The following is a 22,886-nucleotide window of genomic DNA, read 5'->3' on the forward strand; positions in this document are numbered from 1 at the left end:
ACTTGCCTCCATATTCAGCTGCTGCGATGCAACTGCATTACCGCCCGGTCGAGCTCGCCCTTGACAACGAGCGGCATCTGGACGAGCGCGCGTTCGATCGATGCGTCAATCACATCCTGCTCTTCGCGGCGCGGCGGCTTCAGCACATAGTTGGCTACGTCCGGCTTGGCGCAGGCACGCGCACTTTCCGGAATCAGATCGCGCGGATGGCCAATGCCGATACGCAGCCGCCAATATTGTTGCGACGAGAGATGCGCGGAGATGTCCTTCAGGCCGTTATGCCCGCCGCTGCCGCCACCGAGCTTCAGCTTGACGGTGCCGGGCGGCAGATCGAGTTCGTCGTGCGCAACCAGAATCTCATCGGGCAGGATTTTGAAGAAATGCGCGAGCGCGACGACCGATTGCCCCGAGCGGTTCATATACGTCTGCGGCTCGAGCAGATGGACCTCCTCGCCATGCAGACGGGCCTTCGCGTAGAAGCCGTGAAAGCGCCGCTCGTCACGCAAGGTGGTGCCGGCTTCGCGCGCCAGTTGATCGACCAGCCAGAAACCGGCGTTGTGACGCGTCGCGGTGTATTCGGCGCCCGGGTTGCCGAGCCCCACGATCAGCTTGATCATGATTGATTCATGATGGGTTAAGGGCCGGCGGCGTACCACGCGACCTGAAAAAAACGAAAAAAAACCCGCCGGGGCGAACCGCGGCGGGTCATATCGTCCGTTCCATTGAAACGGATCGAGAGGATTGCTCGCTCTATGCAGCTTAAGCGGCCGGCGTTTCGCCTTCGCCAGCAGCAGGAGCAGCAGCGTCGCCTTCAGCGACAGCGCCAGCCGGGATCGTCGCGGATGCGATCACCGGGTTTTCAGCTTCGATGTGTGCAATCAGCGCGACACCAGCCGGCAGGACGATGTCCTTGGCGTGCATCGTTTGACCTGCTTCGATCTTCGCGAGGTCGACTTCGAGGAACTCAGGCAGTGCCGACGGCAGGCACTCGATTTCGATTTCGTTCAGAACGTGCGAGATCACCGCGCTCGACAGCTTGACTGCCGGGTTCGATTCCTGGTTCATGAAGTGCAGCGGCACCTTGGTGTGCAGCTTCTTCGTTGCGTCGACGCGCTGGAAGTCCACGTGCAGCACGAGCTGACGGAACGGATGGTATTGCACGTCGCGCAGCAGAACCTGTTGCGCCTTACCGCCGACTTCCAGATCGAGAATCGACGAATGGAAAACTTCTTTCTTCAGGGCGTGCCACAACGCGTTGTGATCGAGTTCGATCATTTGCGGTTCAGCACCAGCGCCATAAACGATTGCCGGCGTCTTGCCGGTAATACGCAGGCGGCGGCTCGCACCCGTACCTTGCTGTGAACGCTCGAAAGCGACTACTTTCATTTTGAATCTCCAATGCACTGCCCGCGACCAGGCAGTAAAAACGGGGCCTTCATGCCAGATTGGCTGAGGCCCCAGACTCGACGGCACGAACCTTCGTTCGCCCATGCCGATTGTGCAAAAGCGCAGCGTGCGATTTGTAACCGCGCGTCGCGCCTTCGCAAATACTTAACTTTCCGCAAACAGCGACATCACCGAATCGCCGCGGCGGATCCGCGAGAACGTTTCGGCCAACAGACCTGCGCTCGTCAGCGAACGGATCTTGGCGCACGAGCGGGCTTCTTCGCCGAGCGGGATCGTGTCCGTGACGACCAGTTCGTCGAGCGCGGATGCAGCAATACGCTCGCCGGCACCGCCAGACAGAACCGGGTGAGTTGCATACGCGAACACCTTGATTGCGCCGCGCTGCTTCAATACCTGTGCTGCCTTGCAGAGCGTGCCCGCGGTGTCGACCATGTCGTCCATGATCACGCAGGTACGGCCTTCGACTTCACCGATGATGTTCATCACCTCAGCGATATTCGCCTTCGGGCGGCGCTTGTCGATGATCGCGAGATCGCAGTTCAGTTGCTTGGCCAGTGCACGGGCACGGACCACACCGCCGACGTCCGGCGACACGACCAGCAGGTTCTCGTGATTTTGCTTGCGCAGATCGCCGAGCAGCACGGGCGTGGCGTAGATGTTGTCGACGGGTATGTCGAAAAAACCTTGAATCTGGTCAGCGTGCAGATCCATCGTGATGATCCGCTCGACGCCAGCGATTTCCAGCATGTTCGCCACCACCTTGGCCGAGATCGCGACGCGTGCCGAACGCGGGCGACGATCCTGGCGGGCATAGCCGAAGTAGGGGATAGCAGCGGTGATCCGGCCAGCGGATGCGCGCTTGAGCGCATCGACCATGATCATCAGTTCCATCAGGTTGTCGTTCGCCGGCGCGCACGTGGATTGCAGGACGAAGACATCCTTGCCGCGCACGTTTTCCTGAATCTCGACCTGGATCTCGCCGTCCGAAAAACGGCTGACCATCGCTTTGCCGAGGGGAATACCGAGGATTTTTACGACTTCGTGTGCAAGCGCGGGATTCGCGTTGCCAGTAAAAACCATCAGGCCGTCATGGCTGCTCATCATGCACCTGCTTCTGGCTGGGGGGCGAGGAACTGCGAGAATTTTTGGCAGGGGAGGAAGGACTCGAACCCTCGAATGCCGGAATCAAAATCCGGTGCCTTAACCAACTTGGCGACTCCCCTACACTAACTTTGAGCTTCCCCGAGCGTGTAGGACCGCTCGACGATGCAAAACTTTATGACGCGAAGCCGAATAGTGGATGTATATCCAAGCTTGCTGTTACCGCGCTGTTCCATTCGCCTGGCAGTTTGGCTTGCACCGCTTCTGCTTCATCGCGACTTTGGAACGCTGCAAAAACGCTTGCACCTGATCCAGTCATCCGCGCGGGTGCGACGTTGTCAAACCATCCCAACACCTGCGCAACTTCTGCGTATTTTCCCACGACAACCTGCTGCATGTCATTCCGGCCAAAACTGTCGGGCCATCCCGTACTGCAAGTTTGTTGTGCAAGAAAGTCCGTAATTGTGAGGGGTTTTGAGTCCCTTGTCAACGATTTCTCGGAGAAAATCGCTGCAGTTGGAACGTGAACCCTTGGTGTCACAACGAGGAAATATCGCGGCGGCAATTGTACAACCTCCAATGCCTCTCCGACACCCTCTGCAAACGCATTTTTTCCGAACACAAAGAACGGCACATCGGCACCCAGCTTCAGTGCAATTGCCTGCAGTTCTTCGCGCGGCAGAGCGAGCTTCCACAGACGGTTCAGCGCCAGCAGCGTGGTGGCCGCGTCCGAACTGCCGCCGCCGAGGCCGGCGCCCATCGGCAGCCGTTTCTCGATCGCAATGTCGACGCCTTCCTGCGTGCCCGTATGGCTTTTCAGCAGTACCGCGGCTCGCACCGTCAGATCCTGTTCCGGCGGCACACCGGAGATGTCGCTGCTACGCGTGACGAGACCGTCGGACCGTCGCGTGAAATGCAGCGTGTCGCCCCAGTCGAGCAACTGGAACACGGTCTGCAGCGAGTGATAGCCATCCGGCCGCCGGCCGGTGATGTGCAGGAAGAGATTGAGCTTCGCTGGCGCGAGGCAGTCGCGCAGCGAATCGTTTGTTTCGGTCATGAGTAAAGACGAATTGCAGCAGGCGAGTCGTACGGGTAGTGCGCTTCGCCAGGTCACTGGTCGAGTACCAGCTTGATTTCGAGTGGCGGTTCCTGGCGGCTCAGATTGACGCGCTTGAGGCCAGTGGCCGGTGCATCGGCATACGCGACGTAGTTGATGGTCCAGCCGTCCTGAACGATTTCCTTCAGATGTGCGGGATCCTGCGGATCCTGCTCGGTTCTGGCTCGCGAAGTGGGCGCGGCCGATGGCTGCAACCAGTAGCGCAGGCCTTCGACGGGCAACGCAAAGCCGAGCGCATTCTGCATCAGCGTGGACACGTTGTCGGCGGTGAGCGGCTGGCGATTCGGCAGTTCGAGCGAGGCAGAGGCTGGCGACGATGTGACAATCGCGAGTGTCTGACCGAGCGGGTTACGCAACTGGAGCGTGACCGTGTCGCCGGCTTCCTGCCAGTCGAAATTGCCGTAGGCGTTGCGTTGCGCACCGTTCTGATCGACGTACTGGACGGCGAAGCGGCCGTGATAGGCGCGGCTTGTTTGAGCCGTGACCGAGGTCGTGGCGTTAGACGTCGACGGTTGCCGCGGTGTCACCGAGGCGCACCCGGTCAATCCGGACACCGTGACGACAGCCGCCGCTGCGAACCCCAGCGCCGCGCGGCGGGGCGCCTGGAAATAATGGAACCAGCCAGCAAGCCAGTGCGCGGAGCGGATAGAGCGGTTCGAAATGAGCATCAGAGATCGTTCACCTGAAAACGTGCGAGCGTTTTGAGGAGCGTATCGTTGTCCGGTTCGAGCTTGCGGGCTTCACGCCAGGCGTCGCGCGCCTGATCCTGGGCGCCGGTCTTCCACAGTACTTCGCCAAGATGCGCGCCGATTTCTGCATTGGGCTGCAGATTGTAGGCCTTGCGCAGCAGCGTGAGCGCATCCGACGTATCGCCGAGGCGATACTTGACCCAGCCCACGCTGTCCATGATGAACGCATCGTTCGGCGCCAGCGACGCGGCCTTCTGGATCAGCTTGTCCGCTTCCTGCAGGCGCACGCCGCGGTCCGCCAGTGAATAGCCGAGGGCGTTGTAGGCCTGCGGATTGTCCGGCTGCGTGTCGATCAGCCTGCGCAACTGCGCTTCCATGATGTCGTAGTGGCCGTTCTTCTCGGCCGCCATCGCATAGTCGTAGGTCAGATCGGGGTCGTCGGGGAAGTCGGCGGTGGCTTGCGCCAGGCGCGCTTCCGCTTCCGGATAACGCTTCGAGTCGAACAGGATGGCGGCGTCGGTGCGGTCGATCAAGGCCTGATCGCGTGGGTCAGGCGCTCGCAGGCCCGCCAGCAGCTTGCGGGCGTCGTCCGGCTTGTTCTGCTTTTCGAGCAACTGGGCGCGCGTGATCTGCGCCGGAATGTACTGCTGGCTCGTCGGCGCAATCTTGTTCAACCAGTCGCCTGCCGCTGCGTCGTTCTTCTGCTCGAGCGAGATCTGCGCGAGATAGATGTAGGCCTGGCCCGGATCGGCACCCGTCGTCTTCTCCGCTTTCTGCGCGTACTGCTGCAGATAGGTCTGCGCGGTTGGATAGTCCTTTTTCTGGATCGCGATCAGCGCGAGCGCCATCATCGGCGTCAGATCGTTCGCGTTGTCCTTGTGCATCTCAACGAACTGCGCCTGCGCGTCGTCGAGACGGTCGCTGGCCAGATACATCTGGGCCAGCGCGAGCCGGGCATCATGCGATTTCGGATTTTGCTGGACGTACTTCTCGAGCGACGCGATGCCTTCCTTGCGCTCTTCCGGGCCCATCTGCGAGAGCGTGAGTGCCGCGGGCAGATAGTCGGGCTTCAAGGCGAGCGCCTGCTCGAGCGACTTGCGTGCGCCCGGCGCATCGTTCGCCACGATCTGCTGACGGGCGATAGCCAGTTGCGCTTCGGGCCGGTTCATGTCGTTCTTCAGCAGATCCTGCAGCACATGCAGGCCGCCGATACGATTCGGACCGCGCGAGAGCAGCAGTTGCAGCGAGAGGATCGCGCTGCCGCGATTCGCTTCCGGCACCTTTGCCAGTTCGCGTGTGAGCAGCGGCTCTGCGTCGTCAGGCTTGCCCGACAGAACGAGCAGCGAAGCATCGAGTTGCGCCGCGCGTTCCGACGAGGGCGCATACTGCTGCCACAATTGCGCGGCCGCGAGGGCGTCCGAAGGACTCTGCGCTGCCAGCGCGATCTCCGTGGCGCGTTGCGCCATGCGCGGATCGTGCGTGTCGCGCGCAAGCGCAAGGTACGTTTGATAGGCCGGCGCCGGCTGGTCGCGCTGCAAGGCGACTTCCGCCGCGAGCACCTGGAACACGATCTGGCTCGACAGGGCAATATCGGGCAGATTTTTCTGGTCTTCAGGCGTTTGCGCACCGAGCGCGTCCGGGATGGACACGGAGTTGTCGTCCGAATCGGACGAGGGATCCTGCGCGTGCCCCGGCAAGGCGGCGAGCGCCCACACGGTAAGCGCCGCCGCACCTAACAGGCGTCGGGCGGAGACAGCGTGCGGCACGCGGGAGGCGCGCGACGGGCGCTTCGAAAACAGCTTCACGAAGGACAAGTTCATGGAAATCCGTTCAATGTTTCGGACGATTGTAACGCGCTCGCTACAATAAGCGCACAACCACTCACGCAAGTTGCAGACCAGTTAGACATGCCAGAGTTGCCAGAAGTTGAGGTTACCCGACGTGGAATCGAGCCGTACGTCTCCGGACGCCGGGTCGAGCGCGTCGACGTTCGCACCCCCGCGCTGCGCTGGCCGATTCCGGCAGACCTTGCGAGAACCTTGCGGGGCCACGTGGTGCACAAGGTCGAACGGCGCGGCAAGTACCTGCTGTTCGAAATCGACGACGGCTGGTTCATTGTGCACCTGGGCATGACTGGCACGCTGCGCGTGCTACGCAACCTGCCGCATCTGCCGGCTGCTGCGAAACACGACCATATCGACTGGATTTTCGACGAGTTCATTCTCCGCTATCGCGACCCGCGACGCTTTGGGGCCGTCCTTTGGCACTCGCGCGAAGACGGCGATGTGCTCGAGCATCCGCTGCTGGCCGGCCTCGGGGTCGAACCGTTTTCGCCTGCTTTTTCCGGCGCGCTGATGCACCGGGAGACGCGCGGGCGCAAGGTCTCCGTCAAGCAGGCGCTGCTGGCGGGGGAGATCGTGGTGGGGGTGGGCAATATTTACGCGTCCGAAAGCCTGTTTCGCGCCGGTATCCGGCCCACCACGCCCGCTGGCCGTGTTTCGCTGGTCCGCTACGGGTTGCTCGCGGATGCGGTGAGAGTCACGCTTGCTGCCGCGATCGAAAAAGGCGGCAGCACGCTGCGCGATTTCGTCGGCAGTGACGGTGAAAGCGGTTATTTCCAGCTCGATTATTTCGTCTATGATCGCGCGGGGCTGCCATGCCGTGTGTGCGGTACGCCGATCAAACAGATCGTGCAAGGGCAGCGCTCGACCTACTTTTGTCCTACCTGCCAGCGCTAATTTTCCGATGCCCTCCCGCTTAACGCCGTCCGCGACGGCCACCGTGCCTGTATTACCCATCGAGCCTGCTCTCGCTGATTTCTCTGCACGTCTGATCGGCTGGCAGCGTCAGCACGGCCGCCACGACCTGCCCTGGCAGAACACACGCGACCCCTATCGCATCTGGCTGTCGGAAATCATGTTGCAGCAGACCCAGGTGTCGACCGTGATTCCGTATTACGCGCGTTTTCTGGCGCGCTTCCCGGACGTCGCCGCGCTCGCCGCAGCGCCGATCGACGACGTGATGGCGCTGTGGGCCGGTCTCGGCTATTACTCACGTGCCCGCAACCTGCATCGGTGCGCGCAGGCGGTGGTCGAACTGCAGGGTGGGGCGTTTCCGGCTTCGGTGGAGGCGTTGGCCGAATTGCCGGGGATCGGCCGCTCGACCGCGGCGGCGATCGCGTCGTTTGCGTTCGGTGCGCGGGCCACGATTCTCGACGGCAACGTGAAGCGTGTGCTGGCCCGGGTGTTTGGCGTCGAAGGTTTCCCAGGCGAAAAGAAGGTCGAAAATGCCATGTGGACGCTGGCTGAATCATTGCTGCCGTCCAACGCCAGCAATGATGATGTGAGCGCCTATACACAGGGCTTGATGGATCTCGGCGCGACCCTGTGTATGCGCGGCAAGCCTGACTGCGAGCGCTGTCCGTTCGCGCCCGACTGCGTGGCGAATGTCACCGGCCGGCAGCGTCAACTGCCGGCCGCGCGGCCTAAAAAGGCTGTGCCGACGCGACGTACCTGGATGCTCGTGTTGTGCGACGGCGATACGGTGATGCTGGAAAAGCGGCCTCCGTCGGGTATCTGGGGTGGGCTGTGGAGCCTGCCGGAAGCGGCTGATGAAGCAGCGTTGGCGAAGCGGGCACGCGAATTCGGCGGCGACGGCGCGGTCTCACCGCTTGCGCCGCTTACACACACGTTCACGCATTTCCGGCTGGATATCGAGCCGCGCATCGCGGAACTGGGTCGTGTCGCAGGTGGCAAGACGTCGCTAGTGCTAGGTGATGCGGAAACCGTGTGGGTGGCGCTGCGCGACATCGACGCGTACGGCGTGCCGGCGCCGGTGCGCAAGCTGCTGGACGGTCTGCACGGGTCTTTGCTGTAGATAGCTTGCAGGAGCCCTCACAACAACTGATGCTGCTGCATGTAGTGATGAACCACATCGATGCGCGCCCCGGCATCCGGCAACTCCATCAGCTTTTGCCGCGCCCGCAGGGCAATAGGCAACACTTCTGAGAGCCGGTTTGACACCCACGTCGGGTCTTCGAGTTTGAACGGTTCCGCGAACGGCAGGCTATCCGGATCGCGCTCGCGGATTGTTGCGATGATCCGCTCCAGTACTTCCGCGCAAGCGCCAAATTTGGCCAGCAGTTCGTTGCCTTCGAGCGGTACGTCGTCCGGCAACGACTCCGCCATGCCCACCAGGAGACCGCTCGCTTCCACGCGATGCGATAGCAGCCGGAAGCGCCGCGTGCCACGCGCGCGGATCAGCAGCATGCCGAAGGTTTCGACATCGCACTCCCCGATCTCCGCCAGACAGCCGACCGCTTCAGGCACGGAGGGCTCGTCCGGAAGCGCCACTTCACCACCGCTTTTTAGCAGACATACGCCGAACGGAGTCTTTTCGCGCAGACACTCGCGCGCCATGTCCAGATAGCGCGCTTCGAAAATCTTCAGGGGCAGCAGCCCATCGGGAAACAGCACCGTGTGCAGCGGAAACAGCGGCACATCGGCAAGCACAGAAGTAGAGGACATGGCGCGCAACGCTTCGGGTTAAGGCCGCGCGATGCGGCCGGTTAAGCCACTAACTTCGATGATTCGCCGACGTCGACCGGCGCATCGCGGTGCCGCACGATCACATTGGCCTGCTTGGCAAGACGCGCGGCGAGCGTCTCGGCAATGAAAACGGAGCGGTGCTGACCGCCCGTGCAACCGATTGCCACAGTCAGATAGCTGCGGTTATCGTCGCGAAAGTGCGGCAGCCACTTCGCGAGGAACGTCTCGATATCGCCCATCATTTCGTGCACGACGGGCAGAGCACCGAGGAAATCGATGACCGGTTTGTCGAGTCCCGTAAGCGGGCGTAATTGATGATCGTAGTACGGGTTGGGCAGCGTGCGCACGTCGAATACGAAATCCGCGTCGAGGGGCACGCCGCGCTTGAAACCAAACGACTCGAACATCAGCACGAGGCCACTGTGCTCCTGTTCGATAAAGCGTTTGACCCATGCGCGCAACACGTTCGCGCGCAGGTTGCTGGTATCGATCTGGTGGCCGAACTCAGCCAGGTTTCCGACCAGTTCGCGCTCGCGCTCGATCGCTTCTTCGAGCGACGTGAGCAGGCCCACGTCTGCATCGTGCGAGGCCGAACCGGAGAGTGGATGGCGGCGGCGTGTTTCGGAAAAGCGTTGAATCAGCGATTGCGTGCTGGCGTTCAGAAACAGCACACGCACATCGTGTTCGCGCGACAGGTCGCGAATCATCGCGGGCATGTCGTCGAGCGAGGCGCTGGAACGCGCGTCGATTGCAACGGCGAGACGGTCGTAACCATCTGCTGCGAGGTAGGAGGCGAGTTGCGGCAGAAAGCGCGGCGGCAGATTGTCGACGCAATAGTAGCCAGCGTCTTCAAGCGCGTTCAGTGCAACGGATTTGCCGGAGCCGGAAATACCGGTGATCAGAATAATGCGCATGAGGTCGTCAAATCTGTACGTTTCATCATAGCATCTGGTCCCCGCGTGCGTGCCCCGTTGCCGCCGGACACACCGGGCGGTTTCAGATCAGCTTGCCGGGAAACTGGCTGTCCGGGTCCTGCATGGCGAGGCGCTGCCGATCCATGAAGTCGCGCAGCGTGTCGATGCCGCGCAGTTGCAGGATTGTGTTGCGCACGGCGGCTTCCACCAGCACCGCGAGGTTGCGGCCGGCCGCAACCTGAATGGTGACTTTGCTGATAGGCAGACCAAGCACGTCGACGGTCTGGCTTTCCAGTGGCAGACGCTGAAATTCGCCATCCGGACGGCGCACGAGCTGAACGATCAGCTTCAGCTTCATTTTGCGCCGTACGGCGGTTTCACCAAAAATAGTCTTGATATCGAGCAACCCGAGGCCGCGCACTTCCAGCAGGTTTTGCAGCAGCGGCGGGCAACGGCCTTCGACGAAATCTGGCCCAAGGCGCACGAAATCTACCGCATCATCGGCGACAAGGCCGTGACCGCGGCTGATCAGTTCGAGGCCGAGTTCGCTCTTGCCGAGACCTGAGTCGCCGGTGAGCAGCACGCCCATGCCGAGAATATCCAGAAACACGCCGTGCAACGTGGCGCGCGGCGCCAGGATGCGCGACATGTACAGACGCAGGCTGTCGATTACCGCTGCGGCCGACATTGGCGTAGTGAACAGCGGCGTGGATGAACGTGTGCAGCGCAGAACCAGCTCCGGCGGCGCAGCGACCCCGCCCGCCACCACCAAAAACGGCGGCTCGAGGGCGATCAGCTCGGCCATGTGGCGCGAGCGGTCTTCTTCGGATTGGCGCTGGTAATAGTCGACTTCGGCGTCGCCGAGCACCTGGATCCGGTTCGGGTGGATCAGGTTCAAGTGGCCGACAAGGTCGGCGCTCGAGGTGGCATTGGCGACCGTTTCCGCCGAGAAGCCACGCTCCCAGCCTTCATGCCCCGTCAGCCAGCTGAGTTTCAGCATGGCGGCGTTGTCGTCGAAAATGCTTTGGGCGTTGATGCTGGACGTATCCATGAGTCCGTGACTCCAGTGTGGGCCTGTGCCCCGCATGCGCCGGCTGCGTCAGCGCAGCCGGATTAGCCGGCGCGAGCCGGATTCGACACGGGGACCCAGCCGCTCGCAGGCGGGGGACCGACGTGCGGATGGGCGCCGATGCATCAAGGTTGCCACTGAGTGAGCAGTCGATGCAATGCTTCGCGGTTTTCTTCCGTATGCAGCCGTTCGCGCGTCTCGCGATCGGACAGCAACTGGGCGATTTCCGAGAGAATTTCGAGGTGTTGCTGGGTGGCTTGCTCGGGTACCAGCAGGAAGATCAGCAGCGACACCGGCTGACCGTCCGGCGATTCGAAGGGGATGGGCTCGGCGAGGCGCACGAAGGCGGCGAGCGGCTGCTTCAAGCCTTTGATCCGGCCGTGCGGAATCGCCACGCCTTCGCCAAGACCGGTCGACCCGAGGCGCTCGCGCGCGAACAGATTGTCAGTGACCGTGCTGCGAGCGATGCCGTTCTGGTTTTCGAAAATCAGGCCCGCTTGCTCGAAGACGCGTTTCTTGCTGGTGACCGATAGTCCGACGACGACGTTTTCGAGGGGAAGAAATTTGGCTAAACGATTCATGTTGGCAGGCGGAAACGTGGCCTGGATACTCCTCGCTGTGGCGTTTGAGTGGCGTTCCATTCTCGACTGATGCTCACGGCGATGTGCTTGGAAGCCCAAAAAACGCAGGACTCCCGCTGAATAACCCCGATGACCCCTATGGTAACCGGCCCATTATAGAACAGCGCGACCATGGATGGTGCGGCGCGCCAATGCCTGTTCGTCGTGCGATGTGTTCTAGCCAACGAAAAACCGCCCGTTGCCGGGCGGTTTAGCTAGGTCGGGAAAAATCCCTCTAATCCTTCACGGTCCTGCTTATTGCGGCGGCACGTCCAGTTGCGGCGCCAGCTCTTGATACTTGATCGCGTCGTGCTGATGACCCTGCAGGCGATCTTTGTGACGAATGACTTGCCGGTCGAGCTTGTCGATCATCAGATCGATCGCGGCGTACAGGTCGCCGTCACAGCTCTCGACAAAGATGTCCTTACCCTTCAGATGCAGGTTGATTTCAACCTTTTGCCTCTTTACCTTTTCCTTGTGGTTGTCGACCGAGAGGACCACACTGCCATCGATCACCTGATCGAAATGTCTTAGCACCCTATCCAGTTTGGTGATCACGTATTCTCGCAACGCTGGCGTTACTTCGAGATGGTGTCCACTGATCTGCAAGTTCATAGTGCTTCTCCATGCTAGTGGCCGCTTGGTCCGCACGATGGGGCAGGTACCGGTCGATCGTTCGCCTCGCCTGAGCCGTCCCCCGTGACTGACTACTGGCAGGTCGCATCGGCCGGCCTGTCCGCCAACGGGCGGAGCGGCCGGAAAATGCCCGCCACACTACGCGGCGAGCTAAAGAGACTTGCGCAGGTTGACTGCCGGGATCCTGAGGGCTTCGCGGTATTTCGCTACGGTGCGCCGTGCGACCACGAATCCTTGCTCCGCCAGCAGTTCGGCTATGCGGCTGTCTGAAAGAGGAGATTTGGTGTTTTCCGCTCCTATCAGTTGCTTGATGAGCGCGCGAATGGCCGTTGAAGAGGCAGCGCCGCCCGTGTCCGTCGAAACGTGTGATCCGAAGAAGTACTTAAATTCAAGCGTCCCGAATGGGGTCAGCATGTATTTACCGGTTGTCACACGCGAGACAGTTGACTCGTGTAGGCCCAGCGTATCAGCAATTTCCCGCAAAACCAAGGGCCGCATGGCAATTTCGCCATGCACAAAAAAGCTCTTTTGACGCTCGACAATAGCCTGCGCCACTCGCAGGATCGTCTCGAAGCGTTGCTGGATATTTTTGATCAGCCAGCGGGCTTCCTGGAGTTGCTGACGCAACGATCCACTGCCCGGATCGCCGCGGTTGTTCCGCAGAATGTTTGCGTACAGATGATTGATACGCAGTTTCGGCACGACCTCCGGGTTCAGCTCGGCCTGCCAGCTTTGACCGATCTTGCGCACCATGATGTCGGGCACGACGTAGTCGGCCTCGGCCTTGCCGTAGGCGGCGCCGGGGAACGGTTCGAGCGAGCGGATCAGCACGTGTGCATCGCGCAGATCGTCGTCGCTTGCCTTCAGATGTTTGCGCAGACGCGTGAAATCGCGTGCGGCAAGCAGTTCAAGATGGTGAGCCACGATCTCGAGGGCGAGCGTGCGGGTGGCCGAGCCGTCGAGGCGCAGCAATTGCAGCTTCAGGCACTCGGAAGCGGACCGTGCGCCCACGCCGGCCGGATCGAAGCTATGCAGCAGCGCGAGTGCGGCGTTCAGTTCGTCCAGGTCGACTTCCAGTTCTTCCGGCAGATCAGCCTGCACTTCTTCCAGCGTCGCGGTCAGGTAGCCGTCGTCGTCCAGAGACTCGATCAGAAACGTGATCAGCGCCCGGTCACGCTGGCTTGCCTGGGTGACGCGCAGTTGCGCCATCAGGTGATCGCGCAGCGAGGTGCTCGATTCGTGAATCTGCAGCGGCGGCAGGTCGTCGTCGTCGGAGGCGGTACCGGAACGGCCGTAGTCCTCCAGATTCCACTGGGACGAATCGCCGTTGCTGTCGGACGCGAGACCGTTGTACTCGTCGACACCCTGCGGCTCGCCGCTTTCGCCACCTTCACTGCTGCTGGAGGACGACGACGAGGAGGAGGACGACGAGCCGTTGCCCATCTGCTCCGGCGCGGCGTTGTTGGGCGCCTGGGCGATCAGCGAGCCGTCTGCGGCGACGCGCAGGGGGCTCGCGATCCAGTCGTCCTCGTTTTCGAGCAGAGGATTCTGGGAGATCGCCATCGCGACCTCCTGCTGCAGCTCAAGCGTAGACAGCTGCAGCAGCCGGATGGACTGTTGCAGTTGAGGTGTCAGCGCAAGATGCTGCGACAGGCGGAGTTGTAGGCTGGCTTTCATGGCAAGTTGAGATTCATTGTAAAGAGTTTGCCACGACCGCGATACCTTGCGGCATTCGCGATAACGCGTGCGCCCGGACTGGGTCTGCAGGGGCGCGGGCGGCCTGCCGCGTCAAAAATACTGGGAGGCCGCCGCAGCAAGGGGCCGGCGGCGGGGGACGCCGCCGTTCATGCCCCTCGGATACTTACATGCGGAAGTGCTCGCCCAGATAGACGCGCCGCACGTTTTCGTTTTCGATGATGTCGCCAGGCGCACCGGCGGCCAGCACGCTGCCGTCGCTGATGATGTAGGCGTGGTCGCAGATGCCGAGCGTTTCGCGCACGTTATGGTCCGTAATCAGGACGCCGATGTTGCGCTGCTTCAAGAACTTGACGATCTTCTGGATTTCCAGCACTGCGATCGGATCGACGCCGGCGAACGGTTCGTCGAGCAGAATAAAACTCGGGTTAGTCGCCAGCGCGCGTGCAATTTCCACGCGGCGGCGCTCGCCGCCCGACAGCGACAGCGCCGGATTGCCCCGCAGATGCGCAATCTGCAGCTCATCAAGCAGTGCTTCGGTGCGGGTGGTGATGGTGTCCTTGTTGAGCCGCTTGCCGCTTTCGTCAAGCTGCAGTTCCAGCACCGCGCGGATGTTCTCTTCGACGGTGAGCTTGCGAAATACCGACGCTTCCTGCGGCAGATACGACAGCCCGAGCGAGGCGCGCTTATGGATAGGCAGCAGGCTGATCGATTTGCCGTCCAGATCGATTTCACCGGCGTCGAGCGGCACGAGGCCCACGATCATGTAGAACGAGGTTGTCTTGCCGGCGCCGTTCGGGCCGAGCAGTCCGACCACTTCACCGCTCTTGACGTCGAGCGACACGTCCTTGACGACCGTGCGCGAGCCATAGCGCTTCTTCAGATTGCGAACCACCAGCGAGCTACTGGTCCCCGCCGGCTTGCGGTGGGGAAGGGAAGGTGAATTGACGGAGTTTACTGAGCTCACTGGGGCGGGGTTCCCTGGATCTTGTTGGACGGCACGAGCGTAGCGGAGGCGCCGGTCAGCGGCGCGGCGCCGCCGTTGCGCGGCGCCAGCATCGCGCGCACACGGCCGCTCGGGTTGCCCGGGCCGGCGACGTCCTTACCCGCCTTGGCGGTGTAGAAGTCGTTCTGGCCGTCATAGGTGATGACGCTGCCGTGGACCGTGTCCATCAGCGTCGAGAGGCCCTGCAGACGGTTCACCGTGGCGTCGGTCGTCAACGTGGTGAGGTCCTGCTTGCCGTCGTAGTCGATGCGGATGGCCGTGCCTTCGACATACTCGTCGAGGCCTTCGCGCTTCTGGCGGAAATACGACAGGTTGCCGCCGCTCGAAGTGCCGGTAGCGTACTGATAGCCTTGCGGATCCTGGGTCACCTCGACACGATCGGCCTTGATGACGATCGTGCCTTTGGTGGCCACCACATGCCCGGTGAAGATGTTGACCTGCTTCAGGTCGTCATACGTCATGTTGTCCGCTTCAATATTGAGCGGCTTGTCCTTGTCGGCGCGTTCGGCGTGCGCCGGCGGCGCGAAGCCGATGAAGGGCAACGCGAGCAGCAGCGCGGCAAGTCCGGCCCGGCACGCAGACAAGGTGCGCGCGCGGCCGGTATCAAAACGGTGGAACGATTCGTTCATGCAGTCACGCTGGAATGGATTACCCGGGTTGCTTCAGGGAGCCGCCGGACGCGTCGGACGCGGCGATCGCGCCACGGACATTGCCGAACAGCTGCATGACCCGGGTGACGTTGTTGTAGTTCATGCCGCTGGCCGTCATGACTGACAGGCCGCGCTGAAGTTTAACCGGCTTTTCGGTCTCGATCACATCGTCGTTGACCAGTACCCGAAAATGCTGGGAATCAGCCTGCATCGCCGGGTCGCCGTCACCGGCTGCGCGCAGGATGCGGGCGTGGTCGTACAGATCGACGATCGAGGCATCGCCGTTCACCGTGCCGGTGTCGCCGGTCGCCGTAACAATCGGCTTACCCGGCTGGAAGGCGCGGATAGCCGGCTTGATCAGATCGCTCAGTTCATTGTCTTCGTAATGGACGAGGTTCGTGGCCGTCAGCCGGTACTGCGTGGCGCCCGACTGATCCAGTTCGGACACCGAGAAATTATCGGCAAAGTAATCGGGCGTATGTTCTTTCGGCTTGACCTCGCCTTCGTGCGGCGGCGGCGCGGTGGCCTGCAGCAGCCACCACGTGATACCGGCGAGCGCAGCCATCGCGATGAGCGGGATCAGCGAAGTGAAGCGGAACTGGTTCATCCGACGAGGCCCTGCTGCTCACCGCCACTGCACGCCTTGGCAAGCAGTTCGTCGTACTTGTTTTGCGCCCGCAGCAGGGTGTCGCACACTTCGCGCACGGCGCCGTGACCGCCGCGCGCCTCGCTGACCCAGTGAGCCCGTGCGATTACTTCCGGATGCGAATTGGCGGGCGCCGCAGCGAAGCCGACCTTCAGCATCACGCCGAGATCGACCCAGTCGTCGCCCATATAGCCGCATTCCTCAGGAGTGCGGCCAGTCTGCCTGAGCAGATCGGCAAACGCTTCCGGCTTGTTTTCGATGCCCTGGTACAGATGCGTGATCTTCAGTTCCTTGGCGCGTACGGCGACGATGCCCGACTTGCGGCCTGTAATGATCGCCGTCTCGATGCCGGCTTCGCGCAGCAGCTTCGCGCCGTGGCCGTCCATCGAATGGAACGACTTCATCGTGTCGCCCTCGGCGGTGAACATCAGTCCGCCGTCGGTCAGCACGCCGTCGACGTCGAAAATCATCAGCTTCACGCGGCGTGCGCGTTCGTTAGCGGAGAGGGGCGCGGCGGCCATCAGATCACCTTTTTGGAGAACAGGTCGTGCATGTTGAGCGCGCCGATGAGCTTGCCCGCTTCGTCAATGACCAGCATCTGATTGATCCGGTGGCGCTCCATCAGTTCCACTGCTTCGATGGCCAGTTGGTCCGGGCCAATGGTACGCGGGCCAGGTGTCATCACCGAGGCGATCGGCAGGTCGCGGAAGTCGCCACTGCGTTCGAGCACGCGGCGCAGGTCGCCGTCGGTGAAGATGCCTTTGACGCGCTGGTTTTCGTCGACGATCGCCGTCATGCCCATGCGCTTGGCCGTCAACTGGAACAACGCGTCGCGTACGGTAGACTCAGGCATCACCTTCGGCACCTGGTCGCCGGTGCGCATCACGTCGCGTACGTAAGTAAGCAGACGCCGGCCTAATGCGCCGCCGGGATGCGAGCGGGCGAAGTCGTCTGGGCCGAAGCCGCGTTCTTCCAGCACGGCAACCGCGAGCGCGTCGCCGAGCGCGAGCGCGGCCGTGGTGCTGGCAGTGGGCGCGAGATTCATCGGACAAGCTTCCTTGGCGACCCCCGCATTCAGATGCACGTCGGCCAGTTTGGCGAGGCTCGAGCCCGGCTTGCCGGTGATCGCGATCAGCCGGGAGCCGAGCCGCTTGATGATCGGCAGGATCGCCATCAGCTCTTCGGACTCGCCGGAATTGGACATGGCGACGAACACGTCGTCGGCCGTGACCATCCCAAGGTCGCCATGGCTGGCCTCGGCCGGGTGTACGAAGAAGGCGGGCGTGCCGGTGCTGGCGAAGGTTGCCGCCAGCTTGCGGGCCACGTGACCAGATTTGCCGATGCCGGAGACGACCACGCGCCCGCGGCAGCTAAGGATGAAGTCGATCGCCTCGACGAAGCCATCGTCGAGTTGATCGCGAAGCGCGCGCACGGCGTCCGCTTCGATGTCGAGCACGTTGCGAGCGCGAGCGAGTGCCCGGTCGCCATTGATTTTCGCTATCATTCGCGGAGTATAGCAAAGGCGTTTGTTCGCCGCGCCGGGAGGGCTGTCCCCGGCCGCTGCCCTCACCGGCCCCTCAACCTTGTCGCACGGCGCTTTGCGTGCGATGGTTATGTCGACGAACCAGGACGCTTTCAGATGATTTCCCCGCTCGAAATGACGCTGTTCCTGCTGCTGGCATCAGTGGCGGGCGTCGTCGTTTTCCGTTTCCTGAACCTGCCGCCCATGCTCGGCTATCTGACGGTGGGGATCGTCGTCGGGCCGCATGCGTTCGGTATCGTTCCGGATTCGCAAGGCGCGCAGAACCTGGCCGAGTTTGGCGTGGTGTTCCTGATGTTTTCTATCGGGCTGGAGTTTTCGCTCGCCAAGCTGCGTTCGATGCGCCGGCTGGTGTTTGGGCTCGGCCTGCTGCAGGTGATCGGCACGGTCGCGGTGGCCGTCGCGCTCGGCTTCGTGCTGGAGCGCTGGGTGCATATCACGTGGCAGGGCAGCGTGGCGCTGGGCGGGGCGCTCGCCATGTCGTCCACGGCGATCGTCAGCAAGATGCTGGCGGAACGGCTCGAGATCGAGACCGAGCACGGCCGCAATATCTTCGGTGTGCTGCTGTTCCAGGATCTGGCGGTGGTGCCGCTGCTGATTGTCATCTCGGCGCTCGGCGGCGATTCGAGAACCCTGATGACCGCGCTCGGGCTCGCAGCGGTGAAGATTGTCGTTGCGTTGTCCTTGCTGCTGATCGTCGGGCAGAAGTTCATGACGCGCTGGTTCAACGTGGTGGCGCGGCGCAGGTCGCAGGAGCTGTTCATCCTGAACCTGCTGCTCGTGACGCTTGGGGCGGCGTTTATCACGGACAAGTTCGGCCTTTCGCTCGCATTGGGCGCGTTCATCGCCGGCATGCTGATCGCCGAGACGCCTTACCGGCATCAGGTGGAAGAAGACATCAAGCCGTTTCGCGACGTGCTGCTTGGGCTTTTCTTCGTCACCACCGGTATGCTGCTCAACCCGATGGTGATCTGGAAGCATCCGTTCATCGTGCTGGCCTTTCTGCTCGGGCCGTTGCTGCTGAAGCTGATCATGATTACCGCGTTGTCGCGGTTGTTCGGCGCGACACCGGGCGTGGCGATGCGCACCGGCATCGGCCTCGCCCAGGCCGGCGAGTTCGGCTTCGTGCTGCTGAACCTGATTCTCGATAAACACCTGGTCGACGCGACGTTGCTGCAGGCGATTCTCGCCGCGATGCTGCTGTCGATGCTGGCAGCGCCGTTTCTGATCCAGAACGCGGACCGCATCGTGCTTCGGCTGTCGTCGACTGAATGGATGATGCAGTCTTTGCAGATGACGCGCATCGCTACGCAAAGCCTGAAACAAAGCGGCCATACGATCATCTGCGGATACGGCCGGGCGGGGCAGAACCTCGCGCGCATGCTCGAACACGAAGGCCTGTCCTACGTCGCGCTCGACCTCGACCCGGACCGGGTCGCGGCGGCTGCGGCGGCCGGCGAATCGGTGGTGTTCGGCGATGCGGGGCGGCGCGAATCGCTGCTGGCTGCGGGTATCCATCGCGCGGCTGCGGTGGCGATCACCTACGCCAATACGCCGTCTGCGCTGCGGGTGCTGCACAACATCCACGAACTCGAGCCGACGCTGCCGGTCATCGTGCGCACGGTGGATGACGCCGACCTCGAGAAGCTGCTCGCCGCCGGGGCCACCGAAGTGATTCCGGAGATTGTCGAAGGCAGCCTGATGCTGGCGTCGCACACGCTCGTGCTGATGGGCGTGCCGATGCGGCGAGTGGTGCGGCGTGTCGAGGAGATGCGCGACGAGCGCTATAGTCTGCTGCGCGGCTATTTCCACGGCGCCGACGACGTGGGCGACGACGACAGTCACGAGCAGGTGCGACTACAATCGGTGCCGGTCGACGAGAACTCGGACGCCGTGGGCCGCACGCTCGCGGAAGTGGGGCTGGTCGACATGGGCGTCGAAGTGACGGCGATCCGCCGCCATGGCATTCGCGGCGTGGAGCCCGATCCGTCCACCAAGCTGCGTGCGAGCGACATCGTCGTGTTGCGCGGCTTGCCCGAAGCGCTGGCCGAAGCCGAAGAACGGCTGTCGCGGCATCGCCGGGCGGCGTGAGCGCGTGAGTAGGCGCCAGAGTCGGGCCGCCGCGCGAGATTCTTAAGCATTTTATCCGGATCCATGGGGATCCATCTGGAGTCATCATGTCCAACGCGCTTGCGAGCGCCCCGCTCGACGCGGCTGCGTTCGTCAAAAGCCAGATTCGCACCGTGTCCGACTGGCCGCAGGCCGGCGTGCAGTTTCGCGATATCACGCCGCTGCTGCAGCATCCTAAGACCTTTCGCGTACTGATCGACCTGTTCGTCCAGCGCTATATTGACGCGAAGCTCGACTACATCGCGGGCCTCGACGCGCGCGGTTTCATCATCGGGCCGGTGCTGGCGTACGAGTTGAATGTGGGCTTCATTCCGATTCGCAAGGCCGGCAAGCTGCCGTACAAGACGGAGTCCGAGTCGTACGAGCTCGAATACGGGACGGCGACCGTCGAGATTCATGCGGACGCCTGCGGACAGGGTGACCGCGTTCTGATCGTCGACGATCTGATTGCGACTGGCGGCACCATGATGGCCGGCAAGAAGCTGCTGGAGCGGCTCGGCGCGGTGGTGATCGAAGGCGCGGCGATCATCGATCTGCCGGACCTGGGCGGGGCCGCGCTGTTGCGCTCGGCGGGGTTGCCGCTGTTTACGGTCACTGAGTTTGGCGGTCACTGAACAATCACGAGGGAAGACGCATGCCGAATTTTTTGCTGTTCCTCGCCACCTCGATGGCGATCACCTTCGCCCCCGGCCCCGACAACCTGCAAGTACTTGCGCGCGGCATCTCGCAGGGACGTGCCGCCGGGCTGGTCGCCGCGCTCGGTTTTGCGGCCGGCATCACGTTCCACACGACGCTCGCCACGCTCGGCGTAGCCGCGTTGCTGCGTTCCTCGCCGATGGCATTTCAGGCCATCAAGTACGCGGGCGCTGCCTACCTGATCTGGATCGGCATCAAGGCGCTGCGCAGCCAGGGGCTTGCGACGGCTCATGAGCGTCCGGCGCAGCCGCTGTGGTCGGTGTTTCGCCAAAGCGTGTTCGGCAACATGATGAACCCGAAGGTGACGCTGTTTTTCCTGGTGTTCCTACCGCAGTTCATCGAGCCGCATGGCGTGCAGAGCGTGCCGGTGCAGATGCTCGAACTGGGTCTGGTGTTCATGCTGCAGACAGTGGTCGTGTTTTCGCTTTTCGGCGTGTGCGCCGGGATGATCGGCAGCTGGTTGAAGCGTCGTCCGCGCGTCGGCGTGTGGCTCGACCGTCTCGCTGGGGCGACCTTTATCGCAATCGGCATTCGCGTGGCGCTGCGCGACTAGGCTGCCTGCTGCGACCCGCTTCTGAACTGACCCGCGCGGCGCCGTCGCGCCGTGCCGTTGGAGCACTCATGACCTTGCCCTGTATCACCAAAGCGCGCCGGTTCGATGCGCAGGCGCATCGGCCGTTCTTGATGGAAGGCCAGCAGGTCGGCTGGATCCGCGCAACGGATGTGCCGTTGCTGGCCCGCTGGCCGGATGTTTTCGATGTCGACGCGGCGGGCGTGACGTTATCGTCGCGCTACTCCAGCCTCGATATGCGTAGCGCCGCACTGGGGGCTGTAATCGGCGCGCTCGCCGCGGATGGCAGGATTCCAGGCTGGCGCGATGAAACTTACGCGATCCGCAACCACTTCGACGCGCAGCCGCTTGCGTATATCGAGCGCGCGGCGTCGCGCTTTTTCGGCACGATGACCTACGCGGTGCATCTGAACGGCGTCGTAGAATACGCGGATGGCGCGCCGCAACTGTGGATCGCGCGCCGCAGCGACACCAAGGCGACCGATCCGGGCATGCTGGATAACGTGGTCGCAGGCGGGATAGGCTGGGGCTTCGGCGTGGAGGCGACGATTGTCAAGGAGTGCTGGGAAGAAGCCGGCATCCCCGAAGCGATCGCTGCGCGCGCCACGGCAGGGCGCACAGTGCATGTACTGCAATCGCTGCCGGAGGGTACCCAGGCCGAGCAGATCTTCGTCTACGACCTGGCGTTGCCCGCGGATTTCACGCCGCGCAATCAGGACGGCGAAGTGGGCGAACACCGGCTGGCGCGCATCGATGAGGTTGCGCGCTGGATCGAGGAAGACGCGATGACCGTGGATGCCAGCCTCGCTACGCTCGACTGCCTGCTGCGCCGCCGCTGGATAGACGCTGAGGACTGCGCGGGGATCGAAGCGCTGTTCGTGCCGCCGGCCGCTGCATAACGCGTGACGCACAGCGTCCTTGCATCACACTAAACGAATCACGGATTGAAGAAGGGAGTCACCCAGGTCATGTCGACCGATCACAGCTTTATTCTCAAACTGTCGTGCGCCGACCGGCCCGGCATCGTGCATGCGGTGTCCGGCTTTCTGTTTGAGCGCGGCAGCAACATTCTCGACTCCGCGCAGTTCGGCGACAGCCACACCGGCGAGTTCTTCATGCGGGTGCATTTCCAGCAGGTAGGCGGCGATCCGGGTCTGGAAGCGCTGCGTACCGCGTTCAGCACGCTTGCCGACGAGTTCGGCATGCACTGGGAGCTGCACGATGCGACCGTGAAGCCGCGCGTCGTGATCATGGTATCGAAGATCGGTCATTGTCTGAACGACTTGCTGTTCCGCTACCGTACCGGCCAGCTCGGCATCGAGATTGCCGCGATCATCTCGAACCACAAGGACTTCTATCAACTCGCCGCGAGCTATGACGTTCCGTTCCACCACTTTCCGCTGCTGGCTTCGACGCCCGAGGGCAAGGCGGCTCAGGAAGCGCGGGTGCTCGAAGTGATCGACGAGCATCAGGCCGATCTGGTGGTGCTTGCCCGCTATATGCAGATTCTGTCGCCGAAGCTGTGCGAGCGGCTCGCGGGGCGCGCGATCAATATCCACCATTCGTTCCTGCCGAGCTTCAAGGGCGCGAAGCCGTATTACCAGGCATTCGACCGCGGCGTGAAGCTGATCGGCGCAACCGCGCACTATGTGACGACCGATCTCGACGAAGGTCCGATCATCGAACAGGAAGTGGAGCGCGTCGACCACAGCATGACGCCGGATCAGTTGACGGCGATTGGCCGCGACGTCGAATGCGTGACGCTGGCGCGGGCAGTGCGGTGGCACGTCGAACATCGTATCGTGCTGAATGGCAGCAAGACGGTGGTGTTCCGTTGAGCGGGAACTGCTGC

General features: G+C 62.5%; 24 protein-coding genes and 1 tRNA gene. 7 read left to right on the plus strand and 18 right to left on the minus strand.

Annotated elements, in window-relative coordinates; translation table 11 throughout:
* Positions 1–14 precede the first annotated feature (14 nt).
* The 7 genes from pth to BUS06_RS05185 all read right to left on the minus strand — a co-directional run bounded on the left by pth (position 15) and on the right by BUS06_RS05185 (position 6,134).
* Complete coding sequence (gene pth / locus BUS06_RS05155; RefSeq protein WP_074263290.1) at positions 15–617, minus strand: aminoacyl-tRNA hydrolase; 603 nt, start codon at positions 615–617, stop codon at positions 15–17.
* 142 nt (positions 618–759) lie between these two features.
* On the minus strand, positions 760–1,386 hold the full coding sequence (locus tag BUS06_RS05160) for a 50S ribosomal protein L25/general stress protein Ctc (protein ID WP_074263291.1): 627 nt from the start codon (positions 1,384–1,386) through the stop codon (positions 760–762).
* Between the two features lie 165 nt (positions 1,387–1,551).
* Complete coding sequence (locus BUS06_RS05165) at positions 1,552–2,508, minus strand: ribose-phosphate pyrophosphokinase (protein WP_074263292.1); 957 nt, start codon at positions 2,506–2,508, stop codon at positions 1,552–1,554.
* 45 nt (positions 2,509–2,553) lie between these two features.
* A tRNA-Gln gene (locus BUS06_RS05170) sits at positions 2,554–2,630 on the minus strand.
* 53 nt (positions 2,631–2,683) lie between these two features.
* Complete coding sequence (gene ispE, locus BUS06_RS05175; protein WP_074263293.1) at positions 2,684–3,565, minus strand: 4-(cytidine 5'-diphospho)-2-C-methyl-D-erythritol kinase; 882 nt, start codon at positions 3,563–3,565, stop codon at positions 2,684–2,686.
* Between the two features lie 53 nt (positions 3,566–3,618).
* On the minus strand, positions 3,619–4,293 hold the full coding sequence (lolB, locus tag BUS06_RS05180) for a lipoprotein insertase outer membrane protein LolB (RefSeq protein ID WP_074263294.1): 675 nt from the start codon (positions 4,291–4,293) through the stop codon (positions 3,619–3,621).
* Complete coding sequence (locus tag BUS06_RS05185; RefSeq protein ID WP_074263295.1) at positions 4,293–6,134, minus strand: tetratricopeptide repeat protein; 1,842 nt, start codon at positions 6,132–6,134, stop codon at positions 4,293–4,295. The genes lolB and BUS06_RS05185 overlap by 1 nt, the downstream gene beginning before the upstream one ends.
* A gap of 87 nt (positions 6,135–6,221) precedes the next feature.
* Here BUS06_RS05185 and mutM point away from each other — a divergent pair, with 87 nt between their 5' ends.
* Together mutM and mutY are read left to right on the plus strand one after the other, a co-directional pair.
* Positions 6,222–7,052: a bifunctional DNA-formamidopyrimidine glycosylase/DNA-(apurinic or apyrimidinic site) lyase gene (mutM, locus tag BUS06_RS05190; RefSeq protein WP_074263296.1), complete on the plus strand. Its 831-nt coding sequence runs from the start codon at positions 6,222–6,224 to the stop codon at positions 7,050–7,052.
* A gap of 7 nt (positions 7,053–7,059) precedes the next feature.
* Positions 7,060–8,190: an A/G-specific adenine glycosylase gene (gene mutY / locus BUS06_RS05195; RefSeq protein ID WP_083611347.1), complete on the plus strand. Its 1,131-nt coding sequence runs from the start codon at positions 7,060–7,062 to the stop codon at positions 8,188–8,190.
* A 17-nt stretch (positions 8,191–8,207) separates the two neighbouring features.
* Here mutY and BUS06_RS05200 read toward each other — a convergent pair whose 3' ends face one another.
* From BUS06_RS05200 to kdsD, 11 genes are all read right to left on the minus strand, one after another.
* Positions 8,208–8,840 (minus strand): LON peptidase substrate-binding domain-containing protein, encoded by a 633-nt coding sequence (locus BUS06_RS05200; protein WP_074263297.1) that lies wholly within the window; start codon positions 8,838–8,840, stop codon positions 8,208–8,210.
* Positions 8,841–8,881: 41 nt separating this feature from the next.
* Complete coding sequence (gene rapZ / locus BUS06_RS05205; RefSeq protein WP_074263298.1) at positions 8,882–9,775, minus strand: RNase adapter RapZ; 894 nt, start codon at positions 9,773–9,775, stop codon at positions 8,882–8,884.
* 82 nt (positions 9,776–9,857) lie between these two features.
* Positions 9,858–10,826, minus strand: a complete 969-nt coding sequence (gene hprK, locus BUS06_RS05210) for an HPr(Ser) kinase/phosphatase (RefSeq protein ID WP_074263299.1) — start codon at positions 10,824–10,826, stop codon at positions 9,858–9,860.
* A gap of 143 nt (positions 10,827–10,969) precedes the next feature.
* Positions 10,970–11,485: a PTS IIA-like nitrogen regulatory protein PtsN gene (ptsN, locus tag BUS06_RS05215; protein WP_074263300.1), complete on the minus strand. Its 516-nt coding sequence runs from the start codon at positions 11,483–11,485 to the stop codon at positions 10,970–10,972.
* 234 nt (positions 11,486–11,719) lie between these two features.
* Positions 11,720–12,079: a ribosome hibernation-promoting factor, HPF/YfiA family gene (hpf, locus tag BUS06_RS05220; protein WP_074263301.1), complete on the minus strand. Its 360-nt coding sequence runs from the start codon at positions 12,077–12,079 to the stop codon at positions 11,720–11,722.
* A gap of 171 nt (positions 12,080–12,250) precedes the next feature.
* Entirely contained in the window at positions 12,251–13,777 is a 1,527-nt protein-coding gene (locus BUS06_RS05225) for an RNA polymerase factor sigma-54 (protein WP_074263302.1), read from the minus strand.
* Positions 13,778–13,961: 184 nt separating this feature from the next.
* Entirely contained in the window at positions 13,962–14,762 is an 801-nt protein-coding gene (gene lptB / locus BUS06_RS05230; protein ID WP_074263303.1) for an LPS export ABC transporter ATP-binding protein, read from the minus strand.
* The gene (gene lptA / locus BUS06_RS05235) at positions 14,759–15,430 is read right to left on the minus strand and encodes a lipopolysaccharide transport periplasmic protein LptA (protein WP_074263304.1); all 672 of its coding nucleotides are present in this window, start codon (positions 15,428–15,430) and stop codon (positions 14,759–14,761) included. The genes lptB and lptA overlap by 4 nt, the downstream gene beginning before the upstream one ends.
* 19 nt (positions 15,431–15,449) lie before the next feature.
* Positions 15,450–16,058 (minus strand): LPS export ABC transporter periplasmic protein LptC, encoded by a 609-nt coding sequence (lptC, locus tag BUS06_RS05240; protein ID WP_074263305.1) that lies wholly within the window; start codon positions 16,056–16,058, stop codon positions 15,450–15,452.
* Positions 16,055–16,618, minus strand: coding sequence for a KdsC family phosphatase (locus BUS06_RS05245; RefSeq protein ID WP_074263306.1), 564 nt, complete (start codon positions 16,616–16,618; stop codon positions 16,055–16,057). Before BUS06_RS05245 ends, lptC begins: the two co-directional genes overlap by 4 nt.
* A complete protein-coding gene (gene kdsD / locus BUS06_RS05250) occupies positions 16,618–17,601 on the minus strand; it encodes an arabinose 5-phosphate isomerase KdsD (protein WP_074263307.1) in 984 nt (327 codons plus the stop codon). Before kdsD ends, BUS06_RS05245 begins: the two co-directional genes overlap by 1 nt.
* Positions 17,602–17,736: 135 nt before the next feature.
* Here kdsD and BUS06_RS05255 point away from each other — a divergent pair, with 135 nt between their 5' ends.
* The 5 genes from BUS06_RS05255 (at position 17,737) to purU (ending at position 22,872) form a co-directional block, all read left to right on the plus strand.
* Positions 17,737–19,728: a monovalent cation:proton antiporter family protein gene (locus BUS06_RS05255; protein ID WP_074263308.1), complete on the plus strand. Its 1,992-nt coding sequence runs from the start codon at positions 17,737–17,739 to the stop codon at positions 19,726–19,728.
* 86 nt (positions 19,729–19,814) lie between these two features.
* Complete coding sequence (locus BUS06_RS05260; protein WP_074263309.1) at positions 19,815–20,381, plus strand: adenine phosphoribosyltransferase; 567 nt, start codon at positions 19,815–19,817, stop codon at positions 20,379–20,381.
* Positions 20,382–20,401: 20 nt separating this feature from the next.
* Positions 20,402–21,016, plus strand: a complete 615-nt coding sequence (locus tag BUS06_RS05265; RefSeq protein ID WP_074263310.1) for a LysE family translocator — start codon at positions 20,402–20,404, stop codon at positions 21,014–21,016.
* Between the two features lie 68 nt (positions 21,017–21,084).
* Positions 21,085–21,933 (plus strand): NUDIX hydrolase, encoded by an 849-nt coding sequence (locus BUS06_RS05270; protein ID WP_074263311.1) that lies wholly within the window; start codon positions 21,085–21,087, stop codon positions 21,931–21,933.
* Between the two features lie 69 nt (positions 21,934–22,002).
* The gene (purU, locus tag BUS06_RS05275) at positions 22,003–22,872 is read left to right on the plus strand and encodes a formyltetrahydrofolate deformylase (RefSeq protein WP_074263312.1); all 870 of its coding nucleotides are present in this window, start codon (positions 22,003–22,005) and stop codon (positions 22,870–22,872) included.
* Positions 22,873–22,886: the final 14 nt, after the last annotated feature.

This window comes from Paraburkholderia phenazinium (assembly GCF_900141745.1).
GTDB lineage: Bacteria > Pseudomonadota > Gammaproteobacteria > Burkholderiales > Burkholderiaceae > Paraburkholderia > Paraburkholderia phenazinium_B.

Excerpts from the sequence above, each read along its gene's own strand:
- pth (WP_074263290.1), bottom strand. The coding sequence starts at position 617 with ATGATCAAGCTGATCGTGGGGCTCGGCAACCCGGGCGCCGAATACACC.
- BUS06_RS05160 (WP_074263291.1), bottom strand. The coding sequence starts at position 1,386 with ATGAAAGTAGTCGCTTTCGAGCGTTCACAGCAAGGTACGGGTGCGAGC.
- BUS06_RS05165 (WP_074263292.1), bottom strand. The coding sequence starts at position 2,508 with ATGAGCAGCCATGACGGCCTGATGGTTTTTACTGGCAACGCGAATCCC.
- ispE (WP_074263293.1), bottom strand. The coding sequence starts at position 3,565 with ATGACCGAAACAAACGATTCGCTGCGCGACTGCCTCGCGCCAGCGAAG.
- lolB (WP_074263294.1), bottom strand. The coding sequence starts at position 4,293 with ATGCTCATTTCGAACCGCTCTATCCGCTCCGCGCACTGGCTTGCTGGC.
- BUS06_RS05185 (WP_074263295.1), bottom strand. The coding sequence starts at position 6,134 with ATGAACTTGTCCTTCGTGAAGCTGTTTTCGAAGCGCCCGTCGCGCGCC.
- mutM (WP_074263296.1), top strand. The coding sequence starts at position 6,222 with ATGCCAGAGTTGCCAGAAGTTGAGGTTACCCGACGTGGAATCGAGCCG.
- mutY (WP_083611347.1), top strand. The coding sequence starts at position 7,060 with ATGCCCTCCCGCTTAACGCCGTCCGCGACGGCCACCGTGCCTGTATTA.
- BUS06_RS05200 (WP_074263297.1), bottom strand. The coding sequence starts at position 8,840 with ATGTCCTCTACTTCTGTGCTTGCCGATGTGCCGCTGTTTCCGCTGCAC.
- rapZ (WP_074263298.1), bottom strand. The coding sequence starts at position 9,775 with ATGCGCATTATTCTGATCACCGGTATTTCCGGCTCCGGCAAATCCGTT.
- hprK (WP_074263299.1), bottom strand. The coding sequence starts at position 10,826 with ATGGATACGTCCAGCATCAACGCCCAAAGCATTTTCGACGACAACGCC.
- ptsN (WP_074263300.1), bottom strand. The coding sequence starts at position 11,485 with ATGGAACGCCACTCAAACGCCACAGCGAGGAGTATCCAGGCCACGTTT.
- hpf (WP_074263301.1), bottom strand. The coding sequence starts at position 12,079 with ATGAACTTGCAGATCAGTGGACACCATCTCGAAGTAACGCCAGCGTTG.
- BUS06_RS05225 (WP_074263302.1), bottom strand. The coding sequence starts at position 13,777 with ATGAAAGCCAGCCTACAACTCCGCCTGTCGCAGCATCTTGCGCTGACA.
- lptA (WP_074263304.1), bottom strand. The coding sequence starts at position 15,430 with ATGAACGAATCGTTCCACCGTTTTGATACCGGCCGCGCGCGCACCTTG.
- lptC (WP_074263305.1), bottom strand. The coding sequence starts at position 16,058 with ATGAACCAGTTCCGCTTCACTTCGCTGATCCCGCTCATCGCGATGGCT.
- BUS06_RS05245 (WP_074263306.1), bottom strand. The coding sequence starts at position 16,618 with ATGGCCGCCGCGCCCCTCTCCGCTAACGAACGCGCACGCCGCGTGAAG.
- kdsD (WP_074263307.1), bottom strand. The coding sequence starts at position 17,601 with ATGATAGCGAAAATCAATGGCGACCGGGCACTCGCTCGCGCTCGCAAC.
- BUS06_RS05255 (WP_074263308.1), top strand. The coding sequence starts at position 17,737 with ATGATTTCCCCGCTCGAAATGACGCTGTTCCTGCTGCTGGCATCAGTG.
- BUS06_RS05260 (WP_074263309.1), top strand. The coding sequence starts at position 19,815 with ATGTCCAACGCGCTTGCGAGCGCCCCGCTCGACGCGGCTGCGTTCGTC.
- BUS06_RS05265 (WP_074263310.1), top strand. The coding sequence starts at position 20,402 with ATGCCGAATTTTTTGCTGTTCCTCGCCACCTCGATGGCGATCACCTTC.
- BUS06_RS05270 (WP_074263311.1), top strand. The coding sequence starts at position 21,085 with ATGACCTTGCCCTGTATCACCAAAGCGCGCCGGTTCGATGCGCAGGCG.
- purU (WP_074263312.1), top strand. The coding sequence starts at position 22,003 with ATGTCGACCGATCACAGCTTTATTCTCAAACTGTCGTGCGCCGACCGG.